The organism is Desulfovibrio porci (assembly GCF_009696265.1).
GTDB classification, from domain to species: domain Bacteria; phylum Desulfobacterota; class Desulfovibrionia; order Desulfovibrionales; family Desulfovibrionaceae; genus Desulfovibrio; species Desulfovibrio porci.
In genome coordinates this window covers 132,859-149,208 of record NZ_VUMH01000006.1, presented here as the reverse complement: position 1 = coordinate 149,208, position 16,350 = coordinate 132,859, and the positions used below count along the sequence as shown (strand labels likewise).

13 protein-coding genes and 1 tRNA gene are annotated in these 16,350 nt (G+C 59.1%); 4 read left to right on the top strand and 10 right to left on the bottom strand.

The window, feature by feature from the left end:
* Window positions 1-94 precede the first annotated feature (94 nt).
* The 6 genes from mobV to FYJ44_RS07690 all read right to left on the bottom strand — a co-directional run bounded on the left by mobV (window position 95) and on the right by FYJ44_RS07690 (window position 6,583).
* Window positions 95-1,618: a MobV family relaxase gene (gene mobV, locus FYJ44_RS07710; protein ID WP_326833675.1), complete on the bottom strand. Its 1,524-nt coding sequence runs from the start codon at window positions 1,616-1,618 to the stop codon at window positions 95-97.
* Window positions 1,542-4,175: a DUF927 domain-containing protein gene (locus tag FYJ44_RS07705; RefSeq protein WP_154510859.1), complete on the bottom strand. Its 2,634-nt coding sequence runs from the start codon at window positions 4,173-4,175 to the stop codon at window positions 1,542-1,544. The genes mobV and FYJ44_RS07705 overlap by 77 nt, the downstream gene beginning before the upstream one ends.
* Window positions 4,176-4,364: 189 nt before the next feature.
* The gene (locus FYJ44_RS07700) at window positions 4,365-4,574 is read right to left on the bottom strand and encodes a helix-turn-helix transcriptional regulator (RefSeq protein ID WP_154510857.1); all 210 of its coding nucleotides are present in this window, start codon (window positions 4,572-4,574) and stop codon (window positions 4,365-4,367) included.
* Window positions 4,575-4,885: 311 nt separating this feature from the next.
* The gene (locus tag FYJ44_RS14450; protein WP_195840974.1) at window positions 4,886-5,053 is read right to left on the bottom strand and encodes a hypothetical protein; all 168 of its coding nucleotides are present in this window, start codon (window positions 5,051-5,053) and stop codon (window positions 4,886-4,888) included.
* Window positions 5,054-5,063: 10 nt separating this feature from the next.
* Window positions 5,064-6,269 carry a tyrosine-type recombinase/integrase gene (locus tag FYJ44_RS07695; RefSeq protein WP_154510855.1) on the bottom strand — a complete coding sequence of 402 codons (1,206 nt, stop codon included), beginning with the start codon at window positions 6,267-6,269 and terminating at the stop codon, window positions 5,064-5,066.
* 238 nt (window positions 6,270-6,507) lie between these two features.
* Window positions 6,508-6,583, bottom strand: a tRNA-Glu gene (locus FYJ44_RS07690).
* 184 nt (window positions 6,584-6,767) lie between these two features.
* On the opposite strand from FYJ44_RS07690, the gene FYJ44_RS07685 reads away from it, so the two are divergent.
* The 4 genes from FYJ44_RS07685 to ybaK all read left to right on the top strand — a co-directional run bounded on the left by FYJ44_RS07685 (window position 6,768) and on the right by ybaK (window position 12,384).
* Window positions 6,768-8,135, top strand: coding sequence for an NlpC/P60 family N-terminal domain-containing protein (locus FYJ44_RS07685; RefSeq protein ID WP_154510853.1), 1,368 nt, complete (start codon window positions 6,768-6,770; stop codon window positions 8,133-8,135).
* Window positions 8,132-9,706 carry a dephospho-CoA kinase gene (locus FYJ44_RS07680; protein ID WP_288230792.1) on the top strand — a complete coding sequence of 525 codons (1,575 nt, stop codon included), beginning with the start codon at window positions 8,132-8,134 and terminating at the stop codon, window positions 9,704-9,706. The genes FYJ44_RS07685 and FYJ44_RS07680 overlap by 4 nt, the downstream gene beginning before the upstream one ends.
* A gap of 118 nt (window positions 9,707-9,824) precedes the next feature.
* Entirely contained in the window at window positions 9,825-11,873 is a 2,049-nt protein-coding gene (locus tag FYJ44_RS07675) for an ATP-binding protein (RefSeq protein WP_154510851.1), read from the top strand.
* Window positions 11,848-12,384, top strand: a complete 537-nt coding sequence (gene ybaK, locus FYJ44_RS07670) for a Cys-tRNA(Pro) deacylase (protein ID WP_229772590.1) — start codon at window positions 11,848-11,850, stop codon at window positions 12,382-12,384. The genes FYJ44_RS07675 and ybaK overlap by 26 nt, the downstream gene beginning before the upstream one ends.
* Before the next feature lie 172 nt (window positions 12,385-12,556).
* On the opposite strand, the gene FYJ44_RS07665 is transcribed toward ybaK, so the two are convergent.
* The 4 genes from FYJ44_RS07665 to FYJ44_RS07650 all read right to left on the bottom strand — a co-directional run bounded on the left by FYJ44_RS07665 (window position 12,557) and on the right by FYJ44_RS07650 (window position 16,243).
* Entirely contained in the window at window positions 12,557-14,638 is a 2,082-nt protein-coding gene (locus FYJ44_RS07665) for a methyl-accepting chemotaxis protein (RefSeq protein WP_154510849.1), read from the bottom strand.
* A gap of 209 nt (window positions 14,639-14,847) precedes the next feature.
* Window positions 14,848-15,306, bottom strand: coding sequence for an IS200/IS605 family transposase (gene tnpA / locus FYJ44_RS07660; RefSeq protein WP_154509910.1), 459 nt, complete (start codon window positions 15,304-15,306; stop codon window positions 14,848-14,850).
* A gap of 198 nt (window positions 15,307-15,504) precedes the next feature.
* The gene (locus FYJ44_RS07655; RefSeq protein ID WP_154510847.1) at window positions 15,505-15,693 is read right to left on the bottom strand and encodes a rubredoxin; all 189 of its coding nucleotides are present in this window, start codon (window positions 15,691-15,693) and stop codon (window positions 15,505-15,507) included.
* A 13-nt stretch (window positions 15,694-15,706) separates the two neighbouring features.
* A complete protein-coding gene (locus FYJ44_RS07650; RefSeq protein ID WP_154510845.1) occupies window positions 15,707-16,243 on the bottom strand; it encodes a bacterioferritin in 537 nt (178 codons plus the stop codon).
* Window positions 16,244-16,350 lie beyond the last annotated feature (107 nt).

Here is a 16,350-nt window from a genome sequence, read left to right as displayed (position 1 = left end):
TCTTTCCGGTCGAGCGGGACGGTCGCCCACGCTTCACAAAGTGAAGCATAGTGGGCTATATCTTCGGCCTGTGCGAAGATTTCCACCCGACGCCTTACCTCATTCTCATGCCACGGGCGGAACGCGCCTGCTGACGCTCCCTGCCCCGCGCTTCCTGCTCCTGTCGCTGCCTTTCCTCTTCCTGACGGCGCTGAAGCTGTTCAGCCCGCTTGCGCTCCACGAACTCGATATGCAGCGGCCGGATTTCCGGCAGAAGCAGAAATTCCCGATAGCCTGCCATAAGCCTTTTTATCTTCTTCAACTGGTTTTCCAGCTCCTCTTTTTCCTCATGGCTCTGTTTCCTGTGGGCCGTGTATTCCGTTTCAAGCCGCGTCTGTTTTTGGTGTAACGACTCCACTTCCCGTTGCAGAATTTCCTTCTCTGTCTGGACAAGGTGTTTGACGGCAAGCGCCTTTTTCAGTTCTTCAATGAGGGAAGAGGCTTTCTCAAGCACGGACGGGTAATTGAAAAGAGAGGCCTTCGGTAGAAAGGAATCTTCCTGAAGAACCTTTTCCGCTTCCCCGGCCTGTCGCTCATACTTTTCAATGCGCTTTTTCAGTTCTTCCTCATGCCGCTCCAATGCGCTGAGAAGTTGCCGTGAATTTTGGGAAGCCGCTTCGGACTCCTGAATCAGTTTCTCCAATGCCTCCTGTTGTTGCTTGAACTCGCGGGTATCCAGATGCTTTTTCGCGGAACCGGGCGTTTGCTCCACACCGCGTTCAATGGCGAAGCCCTGGCTTTGCAGATGGGTGGGAAGCTCGGATTGCAGCTTTCGCAGACTCTGACGGGTATAGATTTTGTTGGCGTTGAGCCGCCCATCCGGCGTCACCGGCACATGAAGGAAGTGCATGTGCGGCGTCTTTTCATCCATGTGAACCGTTGCGGAAATGACATTCTCCGCGCCCACAAAATCCGTGAGAAAGGCTTTGCTCTCTTCAAAGAAGCGTCTGGTGTCCTCCGGGGAAAGTTTCTGAAAAAATGTGCTGTCCGATGTGACGATAAGCCCGCACATGCGCACGGCATCCTTTCTCACGGCTTTGACCAGCAGGAGGTCGTCAATGCGATTCTGAATGGCTTGTGCGTAGTTGTCTGAGGCGGATTCGTGCAGCTCGTAGTTCGCCGTGCTTCTGCCGTAGTCAATATCGGGATTGCTGTGGCTTTCGCGTTCGCGCCGATTGTGCGATTGAATGCCGCGAATGGCATCTTTTTTGAATTTGTCCATGTGTAAGACGAGATAGGACATAGCCTTTCTCCTATGATGTTTTTCTATGGAGACAGCGGCGACAATGGCGACAAGCCATGAGTGACAACACAATCCACGTCGCCGGTCGCAATTTGCACAATGGCGACAGCGGCAAAGCGGCGACATGACTCTGTGTCTCCGATCCGTCGCCGGTATCCGTGTTGCCGTTTTTATATTGGCGACAGGAAATGCCTTGGCATTATTGACTTGTCGCCACTGTCGCCATTGTCGCCGGTCATGCGAGACAGGCAAAAAACTGCTATTCCTGCCCGTCATCTTCAGGCAAAACCACAATGTATGCCCGAACCTTGCCCAGATCAGGCAATCTTCTTTCACACTTGAGCCGCCCCACCTGTGACAGCTTCAGCCATCCGGCCTCGGCCAGCACGCGGGCGGCACGCCGTTCGGAAAATCCCTTGCAGACCTCGACGCGAAAGGATTCCGGCAGAATAATGAACTCCGTGCAGCCGCCTTCACCTTTTCGCCGAAAACCTACGCGATTGACGCAGGTGGACATTTGGGTGTCCAAGTCCTGAAAGCGGCTTGCCCCGTGCTGCTCAATGAACAGGCGTACAGCGGCCAGAATGGCGGCGTCTTCGGAAGCGCCGATTCCGCCACGAGCGGCCAGCCAGTCATGAAAACAGCGTTCGGCACAGCCCGGAGCGTCAAAGTCGGCGGGCAGAATTTCCATCTGCATGGCCAGTCCTCCGGCCAGACCGCAGAGAGCGAAGCGTTGGGCCACGCGCCGCACCTGTCCATCCGCTCCGGCAGGCACAAGACGATTGACCGTATTGGCAAGAGCCAATTGCAGCTCGGACAGAACTGTTTTCAGTGTGTCGGATTCGGTCAATTTATGCAGGAAGGCGCGGCCCGCGTGGCCGTAATGAATGGAGGTCAACTCTTTGAGGCGGTTGACCACGGCTCCGGCATGAGGAAAACCGTGCAGCTCGGTGAGCATGGACGTGTCCACGGGCAGGCCCACGAACCGCACCTCCTGACCACCTCTCGACTTGAGACCGTTTTCGGCCAGCTTGTCGGCAAGGCCGAGTTCTCCGCTGGAGAGAAAGAGCAGACGCCAGGAATGGGATTTGCGGAGATTGCCTTCGCGGCTGGAACGACCCTTGCCCTGACCGTTGGCCAGCATGTAGGCGCATTCGGCCAGAATCTTGCCGTTGACCTGCCCGACTTCATCCAGAATCAGCACATTGTCGTTGTGCAGGACTGCAATATTCTCAAGGCCATTGTCTGTGGCGCGCCAGCTTCGGACGTGTTCCGGCCCGCCCCAGACAGACGCGGCAATCTGAAGGGCCGTTGTCTTGCCGGATGATGATCCGCCTTCAAAACTGAAACCACCGCCTTCCAGACCGGCCAGACGCAGCAACGGCCCGGCGAAGGCCGCGCACAGGGCAAAGCTCAGGCGCGAATTGCCGATGGAGAGTGCCGCGATTTCCCGCCAGCCGTCCAGAGTTCCGGCGATGCGGTACAGATCGCTATGATGCGCGGATTGCAGAACTACATTTTCGCCGGAGGTGCTGCCGTACACGGCATCCGGCAGGATGTAGGCGATATTGTCCCAACCGGTGCGGGGCACACAGCGGATGCGTCGGGCAGGTCTGACGGCGGCCAGAAAGTCCACAAGCTTTTTTCTGGCGACGGGATTGCCGAACCAGCCGCCGGAAGCCAGGGCGCTGTACCAGTCCGCGCCCTGTCGAAAGAGCAGTTCAATGGGCATGGGCCAGGTGTGCTTCTTGCCGTCCGGATCAGCCCATTCCAGCATGAGGCCCCATTCGTTGCCCTCGCTGTCGCGGGTCATGCCTTTCACAGCGAGCGGAGGGCCGATGCGGATTTCGTTCATCTCCCCGTCAGGCTTGGTTTCCAGCTTGTACAGTCCGGCGCGTTTGCCTTCCGGCACAAGAAAGAACCCCTCCGGCATGGGGCAGTCCGCATCCTGCTTTCGTGCCGCTTCCACAACGGCCCGGACGGCCTCAAGGGAACGCAGCCGGTGCAGCTCGTTGAAATCCGTCGCCTTGCCTTCATGGGCCGGGCAGACGGCCAGTTTGCCGCCTACAGCCTGCGCCGCTCTGGAAGCCGTTTCCTTGCCGGGATTCCACGGCATGTCGTCGGGTTTAACGGTTTCGCAGTCGTTGTCCGCGCAAAGAATGATTTCCCGATCCGGATACCGGGAACGGGCTGTGTGGGCTACGGCTTCCAGGTTTCCGGCGTTGAAGGCAATCAGCACGGCGTATCCGGTGGCCAGATGCAGACTTGTCCCTGTGGCGTACCCTTCGGCAATGAGCAACGGGCCGTCCCTGGTTCCGCTCTTTGCCGGAAGCGAAAAAAAGCCGCCTGCCGTTTTGCCGCCCTTGAGAAAAAACTTATCCGTACCTTCGTTAGGCTTTTCCGGCAGGATGAATTGCAGGCTCTGTATTTGGCTGGATTGATTCAAGACGGGAACAATGAGCCGCCCGTCATCAGTCTGCCGCAAGCCGATGGTCGGTACTTCCTTTCGTTTCAGATAGGGATGGTCGTCCTCAGCGGGTTTGGCATGGTTCCAGATGCTGGTTGCCAGCTTTGCGGCGGCTTTCCAGCGGCGCCCCTGTTCAGCTCTGGTGTCGGCTTTGGCGGCGATAAGGCGTTCCCGCAGAGCCTTGCGCTGGGCGGCGCAGAGTTCCTTTTCCGGCTTGGCCGTCCACGTTCCCTCATCGCCGGTGCGCCAGTTCTTCCACCAGATGGAGGCCGGAGCGTCCAGAAACGCCTTGTATGCGCCGTCCCTGCGGTGGGGCCTGTCCGCTGTGCCGCAACGGTGCAGGAGGCCGTCGGCCAGAACGGCCTCGACCTCCAGCCCCGCTGAACGCAGACACTCGGCAAAGCTGTGCAGAATGTCAGCGCTCATGACACGCTCCGTGCAGTGGCAGGCAATCCGGGCCACATTTCACAGGCACGGGCAGAGGAACGCCGACGTTCACCTGTGAAAGCGCAGAACGTCCGTAGCCCTCTGATATGAGGTACGGCACGGAAATAGCAGCATGTCCGGCATGTTTCACGGCGGGAGACAAGGAAAAACTCAGGGGTTGTGCGTTGGCTATCGGGCATCGTCCTGCTCCCTGCCGACGTTTTCAATAAACGCCCTGATGTCCTCGGCGCGCCAGACGGTCGTGCGCGGGCCGATTTTTATAGGCTTGGGATAGCGTTCGGTTGCGCAGCCTTTCCACCATGCGCTCTTGCTGATGGGAAAAAGCTCCAGAACTTGCGGAAGACGAAGAAAACCAGTGGAAGGAATATCAGTCGCCATAGCGATAACTCCGTATGAAGTTGATGATTACGGAGTGCTATAGCATAGCTATTCAATAAATCCACGTTGTTTGAAGAAGTAGAATAGAGACTTACAGAGTACGATACAGTACGATAGCGATGGATACTGATGTGCATCGAAAGCATTTTTTCAGGAAAAATTTTTCTTTTATGCGAAAAATTTATTTTAACATATTAAAATAAAATATTTTTTTATAAATCACCATAATGAACGATACAAAAAAACGGCACGGACAGTACGGTTCGTTACTCCGTACAATCCGTGCCGCCAAAAGGCTTAGCGTACGTTTTTCAGCTGTACCACGCCCGGATCATGTCCATGTTATCATAACCGGCCTGCCGCATGTGCTCCTTTTCCTCCTCACTCCAGCCGGTATCATTGGTTGTTATTTGGGATTCTTCTTCAATTTTTCCAATGGAGACATAAATATCACGGTCGATTATGGTGTCTTTGTTCATGCTTCCTCCTTTACATTGCTTTTTTCTGATTGGCTGTATCGCGTAATCTTGTCAGATAGTCAGCCCATTCCTGCATCATTCTTCGGCGCTCCGGAAGATACTCAGCATAATTGTATGTCGCACGCACTTCATTTTGTTCACCGTGGGCAAGCTGGCGCTCTATCCAGTCCCGGTTATAGCCGAGTTCATTGAGCAGTGTGGAAGCGATGGAACGGAAACCATGTACGCTCATCTCGTGTTTCTGATAGCCCATACGCCGGAGCGCATTGAGCATGGTCGCATCGGAAATGGACCGTGCTTCTGTGCGGATAGAAGGGAAGAGGTATTTCCCTTCCCCGGAGCATTTCTGAAGTTCCCGAAGAATGGACATCGCCTGCCGGGACAGGGGGACAAGATGCTGACGGCGCATTTTCATGCGTTCCGCAGGGATGCGCCATTCCCCGGCCTCAAGGTCGAATTCTTTCCATTGAGCGGCCCGCAATTCCGTGGGACGGGTGAAGACCAGCGGAGCCAGCTTCAAGGCACAGACCAGAGGGAAATAGCCTTCATAGGCGTCGATATCCCGCAGAAGCTGACCGACTTTCTCCGGTTCTAGCACTGCCGCCCGGTGAACAGTTTTTCGCGGTCGCAAGGCTCCCCGCAGATCGGCTGCGACATTGTGTTTCGCCCGGCCCGTGATGACCGCATAGCGGAACACCTGACTGATGATTTGCAATACTCTCCGGGAAGTCTCGTAGTTTCCCCTCTGTTCCAGAGGCTTGACGACCTCTATAACGTCCCGTGTCTCAAGTTTGGCGATATGCGTCTTGCCGATGGCCGGAAAAATGTAGGTCTCCAGCCGGTACATGACAGTTCCCTGATGCTTTTCGGAAAACTCTGCCATACGGGTTTCATGCCATTCTCTGGCGATATTCTGGAAGCTGTCGCGTTCCGCGATGGCTCTGGCCTGCCGTAACTGCCGTTTATGGTCTGAGGGATCGATTCCCTTGGACAACATGCGTTTCGCCTCTTCGCGGCGTTCTCTGGCGTCCTTGAGCGATATGGTGGGATATTCCCCGAAACTGAGCAGCTTGCTCTTGCCGTCAAAACGGTAGGCCATCCTCCAGAGCTTGCTTCCGTTGGCGGGAACGAAAAGAAACAGACCGCCGCCATCGAAATATTTACGAGGCTTCACGTCGGGTTTCAGACTGCGGATGTGGGTATCGGTAAGAGGCATGGGCACTCCTTGGCTGTCGTTGGACGAAGAGATACCCACATGGATAAAAATATTTTGATTCCGTGCGGTTATTCATGTAGGTATCGGAAATGTCGTACCACATTTCTACCTACGGATATACCCATAAAATGATTGGATGCAAGCGGACGAGGCTGGACTTCGGGAAACCATACCGGAAAGAAAAAACAAAGAATGCCAAGGCCTTTTGGACCTTGGCATTCTTCTTTGTACCTAAATTTGGCGTCACCAACGGGATTTGAACCCGTCTTAGCGGCTTGAGAGGCCGCCGTCCTAACCGGATAGACGATGGTGACAGCGCGTTTGTAATAGTGGGAACAGGGCGCTTTGTCAAGCGTCCGCGCAAGATATCCTCGCCGAAAACAGGCCGTTGCCGGAACAGTGCCGCTGATGCTATGTATTTCTCCGGCCCGGACAGCGGTCCCGCCATTGTTTTCAGCGCGACGCGGCGTGTTTTTCCGCCAGAGAAGGAAAATAGCCATGAAATCATGCCTTCGCCTCTTCCTGCCTGTCTTCTGTCTGCTGTTGCTCACGGCCTGCGGCGGCAAACAGGTGCCTACCCGCGAGGGAGATCTGCCGCCCTGGATGGGCACCGTGGCGGATCTGCGCCATTTTCCGCAGGATCTGAACGTCTACGCCGCCGAGGTCGGCTCGGACAAGCCTCTGCTCGACGCCGCGGAACAGGCCGCCCAGGACGCGCGCTTCAACCGGATTTTCTTCGGCCCCTGGGAGATGGGCAAAACCTCCATGCGCAAACGCGACGTGGCGGCCATCTTCCGCAAGGCGCGCGGCTTTAGATACGGCGATGCGCGCTGGAGCCAGGACGAATGGGACGCCATAAGCCGCAACGCCCGTCTGCGCGCCTTCCCTTCGCGCGCGCAGGCCGCCGTCATCGTGCGCAATACGGATCTGCGCGAAATGCCCACGCATGAAACCCGTTTTTCCGAACCCACGCCCGATCCCAGAGCCAACCCGTTTGATTATTTCCAGTATTCCCTGCTGCCGCCGGGCACGCCGGTGCTTGTCGCCCACACCAGCCTGGACGGGCGCTGGCATTTCGTGGAATGCCCGGTGGCCGGCGGCTGGGTAGATGCCGAGGATGTGGCCCTGGTGGACGAAAATTTCAAAAGCGTCTGGCGCAACAGCCGGTACGCGGCACTGCTGCGCGACAAGGTTATTTTGCCCGGAACCGGACGCAACGGCGGCGACAGCCGGGCCAATATCGGCACGGTCCTGCCTCTGGCGGGCGAAGATCCGGACGGCGGCCTGCGCGTGCTGACGCCCATCAAGGGAGCGGACGGCATGGCCCGCAGCGCCGAAATCACGTTGCGCGGGGGCGACGCCGCGCCCAAGCCGCTGCCGCTGACCCCCGGCAATGTGGCCAGGGTCGGCAATGTGATGATGGGCCAGCGCTACGGCTGGGGCGGCATGTTCGGCGACCGGGACTGCTCCGCCCTGACCCGTGAGCTGTTCACGCCCTTCGGCCTCTGGCTGCCGCGCAACTCCGGCGCACAGGCGCGCGTCGGCGTGGTGCAGCCCCTGGAAGGCCTGAGCGCCAAGGAAAAGGAAGCCCTGATCCTGGCCGACGGCGTGCCCTTTTTGAGCCTGGTGGGCATGCGCGGGCACATCACCCTCTATGTGGGCAAATACAAGGGCAGGGCCGCCATTTTCCACAATGTCTGGGGCGTGCGCGTTATTGAAAACGGCGACGACGACGCGCGCTTCATCCTCGGCCGGGCCGTGGTCACCTCCATCACCCCCGGCGCGGAACTGAAAAACCTTTACCGGACCATGACCTTCGCCGACCGGCTGCGCACCCTGTCCACTCCGGCGGAAGCACGCCCGTGAACCGCATTGAACTGCTGATCACGACGGAAAACGCCGGGCAGCGCCTGGACCGGGCGTTGCGGGACGCCGCGCCGGACCTTTCGCGCGCGGCCCTGCAAAAAGCCGTTCTGGCCGGGCACTGTCTGGTGGACGGCCTGCCCGCGTCGCGGCCCGACGCCAAAACGCGTCCGGGCCAGCGCGTGGTCCTACAACTGCCGCGTGCGGAAAGCGCGCTCACCGCCGAGGAAGGGCATCTCGAACTGCTCTGGCGGGACGCCGACCTGGTGGTCTGCAACAAACCCGCCGGGCTCACCGTGCATCCCTGCCCTTCCTGTCCGGAGCATACGCTGGTGCAGCGCCTGCTGGGGCGCTTTCCGCAACTGGCGCAACTGGACGGTCTGCGCCCCGGCATTGTCCACCGCTTGGACAAGGACACCAGCGGCCTTTTGCTGGTGGCCCTGACCGAGCCCTCGCGCCTGGCCCTCAGCGCAGCTTTCGCCCGGCGCGAGGTGCGCAAGGAATATCTGGCCCTGGTCAGCGGCCTGCCGCCGGAGCGGGGGGAATGCCGCGAAGCGCTGGGCCGCCATCCCACGGCCAAGATCAAAATGGCCGTGCTGCCCGAGGCGCGCGGCGGCAAGCCCGCCCACACCGCCTGGACGCGGCTCTGGCATACGCCGGACAAGCGGGTTTCACTGCTGGCGGTGCGCATCCATACCGGGCGCACCCATCAGATTCGCGTACACCTGGCCCATCTGGGCCACCCCCTGTTGGGCGACAGGCTTTACGCGCCCGCGCCGGTGCGCGATCTGGCCCCGCGCCAGATGCTGCACGCCTGGCGTCTGGCCTTTACCCATCCGGGCAGCGGCGAGGAAATGCGCTTTGCCTGCCCGCCCCCCGAGGATATGCCGCTGGCGGCCCTGGCGGCCTGCCGCCGCATGCGGCGGCTTGTGATCACCGGCAATCCGGGCAGCGGCAAATCCGCGCTCACCGGACGGCTGGCGGTCCAGGGCCTGCCGACGGTCAGCGCCGATGCCCTGGTGGCCGACCTGTACGCGCCGGGCGGGGAGGCCGCCGCCTGGCTGGAGCGGCGTTGCGGCGGGAAAGTCTTGGCAAAGGACGGCGGCGTGGACAAGACGGTCCTGTTGGCGGCCATGCGCGCGGACCCGCTTTTGCGCCGCGACGTGGAAGAGACGGTCCACGCCCTGGTGCGCATAGCCATCGAAAACTTCTGGCGCGAACAGGAAGCCGCGGGCGCGCCTCTGGCCGTGGCCGAAGTGCCGCTGTATTTTGAATGCGGCTGGCAAAACATTTTCAGCCCGAAACCGCTGAGCGTGGGCGTGCATTGCCCTCTCCCGCGACGCCTGCGGCGGATCATGGACAGCAGGGGCTGGAGCGAGGAAAAAGCCGCCGCCCTGGAGGCCTGGCAATGGCCGGAAGCCCGCAAGGAAGCGGCCTGCGATCTGCTGGTGGACAACAGCGGCCCGCCGGAAGCCCTGGAAAACGCGGCCCGCGCGCTGTCGGCCGAGCTGGAGCGCATCGGCCGGGATGAGGAAGCGGCGCAGCGGCGGCGACTGGAAGAACTCTGGCGTTGAAAACCCCATTCTCTCAGAGGGTTAGGCAAACGGCAAGTCGCTTGACACGACTCCATGCATCCTACTATACTTCATATCCCGATACTAGGAATCGCACGTAACATCTTGTGGTGAATGTATGCCGACCAACCCGCAGTCCCCGGAGGAGCGTTTTTCCAATCCGCTGGCCTTGGCTTTGGAAATATCCAGCTCCGCTCTTCTGAATGACCGCAAAGATCCCTTTCTCCGGACTGCCTTGGCCAGTATCGGCCAATCTTTACACTGCGGCCAGGTCTGCCTTTTTGAGTATGAGGCCGAGACCTGGCGGGAACCGATGAGCTGGTTCAATCCCCTGCTTGGAAAAGCCGACGACGATTTCCCCCTGATTGACAAAAACGCGCTGGCGCCGGTTCTCGAGTTGCTGGCCCGCCGCAAAAATTTCTGCGTTACGGATGTCGGCCTGTTCGACGGCCCGCAACGGGATCTGTTGCTGCGACTCCGGATCAAATCCATTTTCTGCATACCCATCCTGCATGACGGCCGCCTGTTCGGCTGCGTCTGCCTTGTGCACCGCATCACGCCGCGCCAGTGGACCCCGGAGGACGCGGGCATCTGCCATTTGCTGGGCAACATGCTGGCCATCACCCTGAGCCATTTCCGGCTCTTCGAGCGTTTGCGGCGCAAACACGACCAGCTGCGCGACATTCTCGACGCCTTCGTGGACCCGGTCTATATCATAGACATGGACACCTATGAGCTGCTCTTCCTGAACAAAAGTGTGGCGGCCAGCTTTCCCGAACCTCCCGGCCCGCTGGGAAACGTCTGCTACAAGCGCCTGCAGGGACGCGACCGCCCCTGCCCGTTCTGCACCAACGCCATCATCGCCGCAAGGGATGAGCCCTATCAGTGGACGTACGAAAATGAGCTTACCAAGCGGACCTACACGGTGGTGGACAAAATCATCCACTGGGATACCGGCCGCCCCGTGCGCCTGTCCATAGCCACCGACGTCACCGATCTGCTGCAAAGCCAGCACGAAAAGCAGGCCGCGCTGATCGCCTCCCAGGCAAAAAGCGAATTCCTGGCGCATATGAGCCACGAAATCCGCACCCCCATGAACGGCATCATCGGCCTCACCCATCTGGCCCTGCAAAGCGATCCCGCGCCGGAACAGAAAGAATACCTGCACAAAATCCGCTCGTCGGCCACCAATCTGCTGGCTATCATCAACGACATCCTGGATCTTTCCAAGATCGAAGCCAACAAGATGATTCTGGAAAACGTCAATTACAGTATGGAAGAAGTCCTGGATTTCGTCCATACGTCCATCCGTTTTCCATTGGAGCAGAAGGGCCTGGAATATTTCTGCGAAGTGGCCGACGATGTTCCCGGCGAGCTCTGGGGCGACGGTTTGCGTCTCAAGCAGGTGCTGCTCAATCTTCTGAGCAACGCGGTCAAATTCACTCCCAAGGGCAGCATCCGGCTGAGCATCCGGCGTGAAAACCGCGACGGAGAAGATATGCTGCACTTCATGGTTTCGGATACGGGCCTGGGCATCAGCCGGGAATACCAGAAGCATCTCTTTGAGCCCTACAGTCAGGCCAATTCCAGCATTACCCGCCGTTTTGGCGGCACGGGCCTGGGGCTGACCATCTGCAAGCGCATCGCGGGCCTGATGCACGGCAGCTTATGGTGCGAAAGCGATCTGAACAAGGGCAGCACCTTTCACCTGAGCATTCCCTGCATTCTTTCCCACACGGCGGCCGACGACAGCGCCTCCCCCGCCGCCTCGCTGCCGCTGCCCGGCGAAGCCAAGATACTTCTGGTGGAAGACAATGAAATCAACCAGGAGATCGCCCGCGCCATGCTGCACCAGCTGGGCCTCAGCTGCGACCTGGCCCGGAACGGCAAAGAAGCCGTCAGCATGGTCCTGGCAAAGGACTATGACCTTCTGCTCATGGACGTGCACATGCCGACCATGGACGGGCTCACAGCCACCCGCCTGATCCGCCGCCAACTGGCCGCCGACGAAAAGTGCGGCACACTGCCCATCGTGGCCATGACCGCCGGTACGCTGCCCGACAATATTGACGAAATCCTGGCCGCAGGTATGGACGACCATATCCCCAAGCCCTTTGACGCAGCCGTGCTGCGCAACAAACTTGCCTACTGGCTCAATCACCGCTGACCCCGCCGCCTCCATGCCGTCCGCCGTCAAAATACCCAAAACCAATGCCGCCCGCCTCCTGGAAGGCCTGCACATCCCGTTCAGCCTGCACCGCGCCGACGTGGACGAAGATGATCTTTCCGCCGTGAGCATGGCCCGCAAACTGGGGGCCGAGCCGGAACGCGTGTTCAAAACCCTGGTGGCCAGAGGCGACAAGAGCGGCGTGCTGATGGCCTGCATTCCGGCGGCGGCGGAACTGGACCTCAAGGCACTGGCCGCGGCTTCAGGCAACAAGCATGCGGAAATGGTGCCGCTTAAGGAGGTCCGCCCGCTCACGGGTTATATCCGGGGCGGCTGTTCTCCGCTTGCGGGCAAAAAGGTCTATCCCGTCTTCATTGACCAAAGCGCCGCGGCGCACGACCACATCTATGTGAGCGCCGGACTGCGCGGCGTGCAGTTGCAACTCCGGCCCGGCGACCTGCTGCGCGCCGCGCACGGCACGTATGCGCCCCTGATCCGTTCCGCGGACTGAAAGCGGTTTCACCGCAAGCGCAACCAAAAGAGTCCTGACGGCCGTAATACCGTCAGGACTCTTTTGGCCAAACTCAGGTTCCGCGAAGTCGCAGCGTCCTGCGGGCTGTTTTCAAATTGAGGATTTGACGTTCCGGCAGGGCAAACGGCAGCCGGAAGTCAAACGAGCCCGTTTACCTCCCTTCCTTCAGGGAGCGGATGATGCTCTGCAACTGACCGGCAAGCCGCTTCAGCTCCTGCATGCCTTCGTCCGCCGCTGTCATGGCCTGGGCCACGTCCTTGGCGATATGGCTCACGGCTTCGGTATTTTTGTTCACCTCTTCGGAGCTGGCCGACTGCTCTTCGCTGGCCGCGGCGATGGCGCGCACCTGGTCCGCCGTGTCCATGACCATATGCTCAATGCTTTCCAGCGCCTCCCCGGCCTTTCCGGCCAGTTCGCGGGAAATGCCCACCTGCTCCGCCGACTGGCGGATAAAAGCCCCGTTGGCCTGCGCGCCTTCCTGAATATTATTGATGGCGGTTCCCACGCTCTTGGTGGCCTGCATGGTCTTTTCCGCCAGCTTGCGGACCTCGTCGGCCACCACCGCGAAGCCGCGCCCGGCTTCACCGGCCCGCGCGGCCTCAATGGCCGCGTTGAGCGCCAGCAGATTGGTCTGATCCGCGATGTCTGTGATGATGTTCATCACCTGGCCGATGTCGGTGGCCTGCTGGAGCAACTGCTCCATGCTTTCGTTGATTTTCTCGGTAAAACTGGCCACCTGATTGATGCTCTGCACCACGTCCTGCACTTTTTCCCTGCCGGCCATGGATTCCTGGCGGGCGTTCTCCGCGATGCCCGACGCCTCGGAAGCGTTGCGCGCGACCTCGGCCACAGCGCCGTTCATCTGGTCCATGGCGTCCGCGGTTTCCATGGTGCGCGCCAGTTGGGTGTCCACGGCTCCGGCAATGGAACTGGTCTGCTCGCTCAGGCGCGACGAGGTGGAATCCAGCGCGTCCACCACGCCAGCCAGCTGTTCGGCGGTCTGCAGCACGCCCTCACGCCGGGCGTTTTCCGCCGCCTTGCGCGCCTGCTCGGCTTCCGCCAGGGCGGCCTCGCCCTGTTTCAGCGCCTCCTCGGCCTGAGCCGTCTTGCTCTGCGCCGTGCCGATCAGATCACGCAACTGCTCCACCATGCGCAGCATGTCGGCATGCAGGCTTTTCAATTCCCCGCTGAATCGGGCATCGCGCGGAATCGCGTCAAAATCCCCGTCGGCCACGCCCCGCGCCGCCGCGCCCAGCTTGCGCAACGGCGAAACGATGCTGCGCGAGATCAGCAGTCCCAGCAGGGCCACCGCCGCCGCCAGCCCCAGGCCGGTGAAGACCATGCTCCAGACGGCCTCCATGGCGTTGCTCAGCAGTTCGGCGCGGTCCACCAGGGCGATGAGATGCCAGCCGCCCCGCGTCACCTGGCTCACGGCCACGTAGGTCGCGCCGCCATAGCTCACTTCGCTGCTGCCCGTGCCCTGCGCAAAGGCCGCCGCGAGGCCGGGCTCGTCAATCGCCCGGATATTTTTCAGCACGCGGTCGGGCCGGGTGGGATTGTACAGAATCAGGCCTGTATCCTCGGTAAGCAGCAGGCGCGCGGTATTGCCCAGTTTCAGGGTATCAAGAAAGGTGGTCAGGGCCTGGAGGTTGATGTCGATGCCCACCACACCCAGAAGCCTGCCGTCCCGGCGCACGCTCTTGGCCACTGTGGTGACCAGGTTGCCGTTGTCGGACTGGTAAAATTCGGTCAGGGCCACGGCGTCGGTTTTCAGGGCCGCTTCGTACCAGGGACGCTTGCGCGGATCAAAGCCCGCCCCCAGCGTATCGTCCGGCGCCTGCACAAAGCCGCCGTCCCTGGTGCCGAAGTAGATCAGCTCAAACTGCGGGTAAACCTTGATGAAGGTGCTGAATTCGTCGAACAGCGTGCGCTCCGGGCCGCTGAGTTCCTTTCCAAGCGGTTTGACGGGCTCCGTGCCGGACGCATAAGAGGTTACCCGCCCGTCGGCCGCCGCCACGGACGGCAGTTGAGCGATGATATCCACAATGCCCTTGGAATTGTCGATCATCTGAGTCAGATATTGCCCGGCCAGACGCAGACGCCCGCCGGCGCTGGCGCTGAAATCTTCCACCGCAGCCTTCCGGCTTTGCCAGAAGGCCAACAGGGCGCAACCGACAACAGCCACGCAGACGGAAAAGATAATGGATATCAGAATTTTGTTACGAATTGTCATATATCACCTGCTATTATCAATAACTCCAAATGGCTTATCGGCATATAGTCATTTTTTCAAAAGGGCAAGAAGAGAAAAAGGCTTTTTCCTGCATGGGCACAAAAAAGAGACCCCCCGGCCTAGCCGGGGGTTCTTCATATGCGCCTGCAAGGCTTTCTTACCAGCCGCGCCCTTCCAGGCGCATGTGCGATCTGACATTCGCATTTCTGCTACTTGCGGCCCGTAAACGGGCTTCCTGGGTAGGGAAGGCTCAGTTGCGCACCAAGTTTGTCCTGTTCCAACTGATGCTTTATGTAATCCTGTATTTTCGCTTTGTTTTTACCTACCGTATCCACGTAAAAACCACGGCACCAAAATTCGCGACTGCGATATTTGAACTTGAGATCACCAAATTGCTCGTAGATCATCAAACTGCTCTTGCCCTTCAAATACCCCATAAAACTCGACACACTCATTTTGGGTGGGATTTCAAGCAGCATGTGAATGTGGTCCGGGCAACATTCAGCTTCCACAATGTTCACATCCTTCCACTCACACAATTTACGCAGTATTTCTCCGATGGCTCTTTTCTTCTCTCCGTAAAACACCTGCCGGCGATATTTGGGCGCAAATACCACGTGATATTTGCAGTTCCACCGTGTGTGGGCTAGACTTTTGACGTCACCCATGTGACCTCCTTTTGATTTGTTGACTCGCAGTTGCCAGACCGCGAGACCTTTTAACAAATCAAAAGGAGTTTTGCTGTCATACTCATAGCTTTAAGCTTTTGGGAACCCCCCGCCTAGCGGGGGGTTTTCTTCATACAAAAAAACTTCCGGCCCCAAGGGACCGGAAGTCATCAGTCATATCCAGGCGGGAATAAAGCCTTATGTCTCGTCGCTCAGGCGGCGGAAACTCTTTTTGGCGGCTCCGCAAACCGGGCAGCGCCAGTCATCGGGAAGATCCTCAAACCTGGTGCCGGCGGGAATCTTATGCCGCTTGTCGCCCCGGTCGGGATCATACATATAACCGCAATTGACCATCTGGCAACGCCAGATATCCTTTGGATCAGCCATATGAACCTCAGTGTCAGGCGTCGGCGCCGGTACCGGTTACAAAGCCCTTGGACGGCCCCGTATCGGAAGGCGTGCCGGCGATCTTCGCCAGATAGGTGTCTCCCAGGGTCTTAATGTGCCCGGCGGTGTTTTCATAGTAGTTCAGGTGGGCCTGCTCTTCGTCGATGATCCGCTCGAACAGGCGGGCGGTGACGTTGTCGCCTTCTTCCTCACAGACCTTGATGAACTGGTTGTAGCACTCGATGGTATTGTCTTCGAGGTCCACATCGCCTTCATAGATGGCGGGCACGGTCTGGCCGGTTTTCACACTGCCGTCTTTCTGGGCCGTGGGTTCGCCGCCCAGTTGCTTGATTCGCTCGGCGAAATTCTCGGCGTGGCGCATTTCGTCAATGGCGATCAGCTTCATATTGGCGGCCAGCTCGCCGTAATCCTGGTCATCCAGGCTGTAATGCTGGTTCATATACTGATGGATGGCGAACAGCTCCATGCTGCGGGCCTTGTTAAGCACTTCAATGACTTTCTCTTTGCGGGATTTTTTATTGGCTGCCATGATATTTACTCCTTGGCGGGTTGAATATGCAAAATCTATATGCTGAATCTGTTTACACAAAATACAAGCCGCCGCCAAGCCCCCGGAAAAAAATTTTCCCGGCAGGA

Coding starts and splice junctions, on each gene's coding strand:
- FYJ44_RS07705 (WP_154510859.1), bottom strand. CDS start 4,175: ATGAGCGCTGACATTCTGCACAGCTTTGCCGAGTGTCTGCGTTCAGCG.
- FYJ44_RS07700 (WP_154510857.1), bottom strand. CDS start 4,574: ATGGCGACTGATATTCCTTCCACTGGTTTTCTTCGTCTTCCGCAAGTT.
- FYJ44_RS14450 (WP_195840974.1), bottom strand. CDS start 5,053: ATGAACAAAGACACCATAATCGACCGTGATATTTATGTCTCCATTGGA.
- FYJ44_RS07695 (WP_154510855.1), bottom strand. CDS start 6,269: ATGCCTCTTACCGATACCCACATCCGCAGTCTGAAACCCGACGTGAAG.
- FYJ44_RS07685 (WP_154510853.1), top strand. CDS start 6,768: ATGAAATCATGCCTTCGCCTCTTCCTGCCTGTCTTCTGTCTGCTGTTG.
- FYJ44_RS07675 (WP_154510851.1), top strand. CDS start 9,825: ATGCCGACCAACCCGCAGTCCCCGGAGGAGCGTTTTTCCAATCCGCTG.
- FYJ44_RS07665 (WP_154510849.1), bottom strand. CDS start 14,638: ATGACAATTCGTAACAAAATTCTGATATCCATTATCTTTTCCGTCTGC.
- tnpA (WP_154509910.1), bottom strand. CDS start 15,306: ATGGGTGACGTCAAAAGTCTAGCCCACACACGGTGGAACTGCAAATAT.
- FYJ44_RS07655 (WP_154510847.1), bottom strand. CDS start 15,693: ATGGCTGATCCAAAGGATATCTGGCGTTGCCAGATGGTCAATTGCGGT.
- FYJ44_RS07650 (WP_154510845.1), bottom strand. CDS start 16,243: ATGGCAGCCAATAAAAAATCCCGCAAAGAGAAAGTCATTGAAGTGCTT.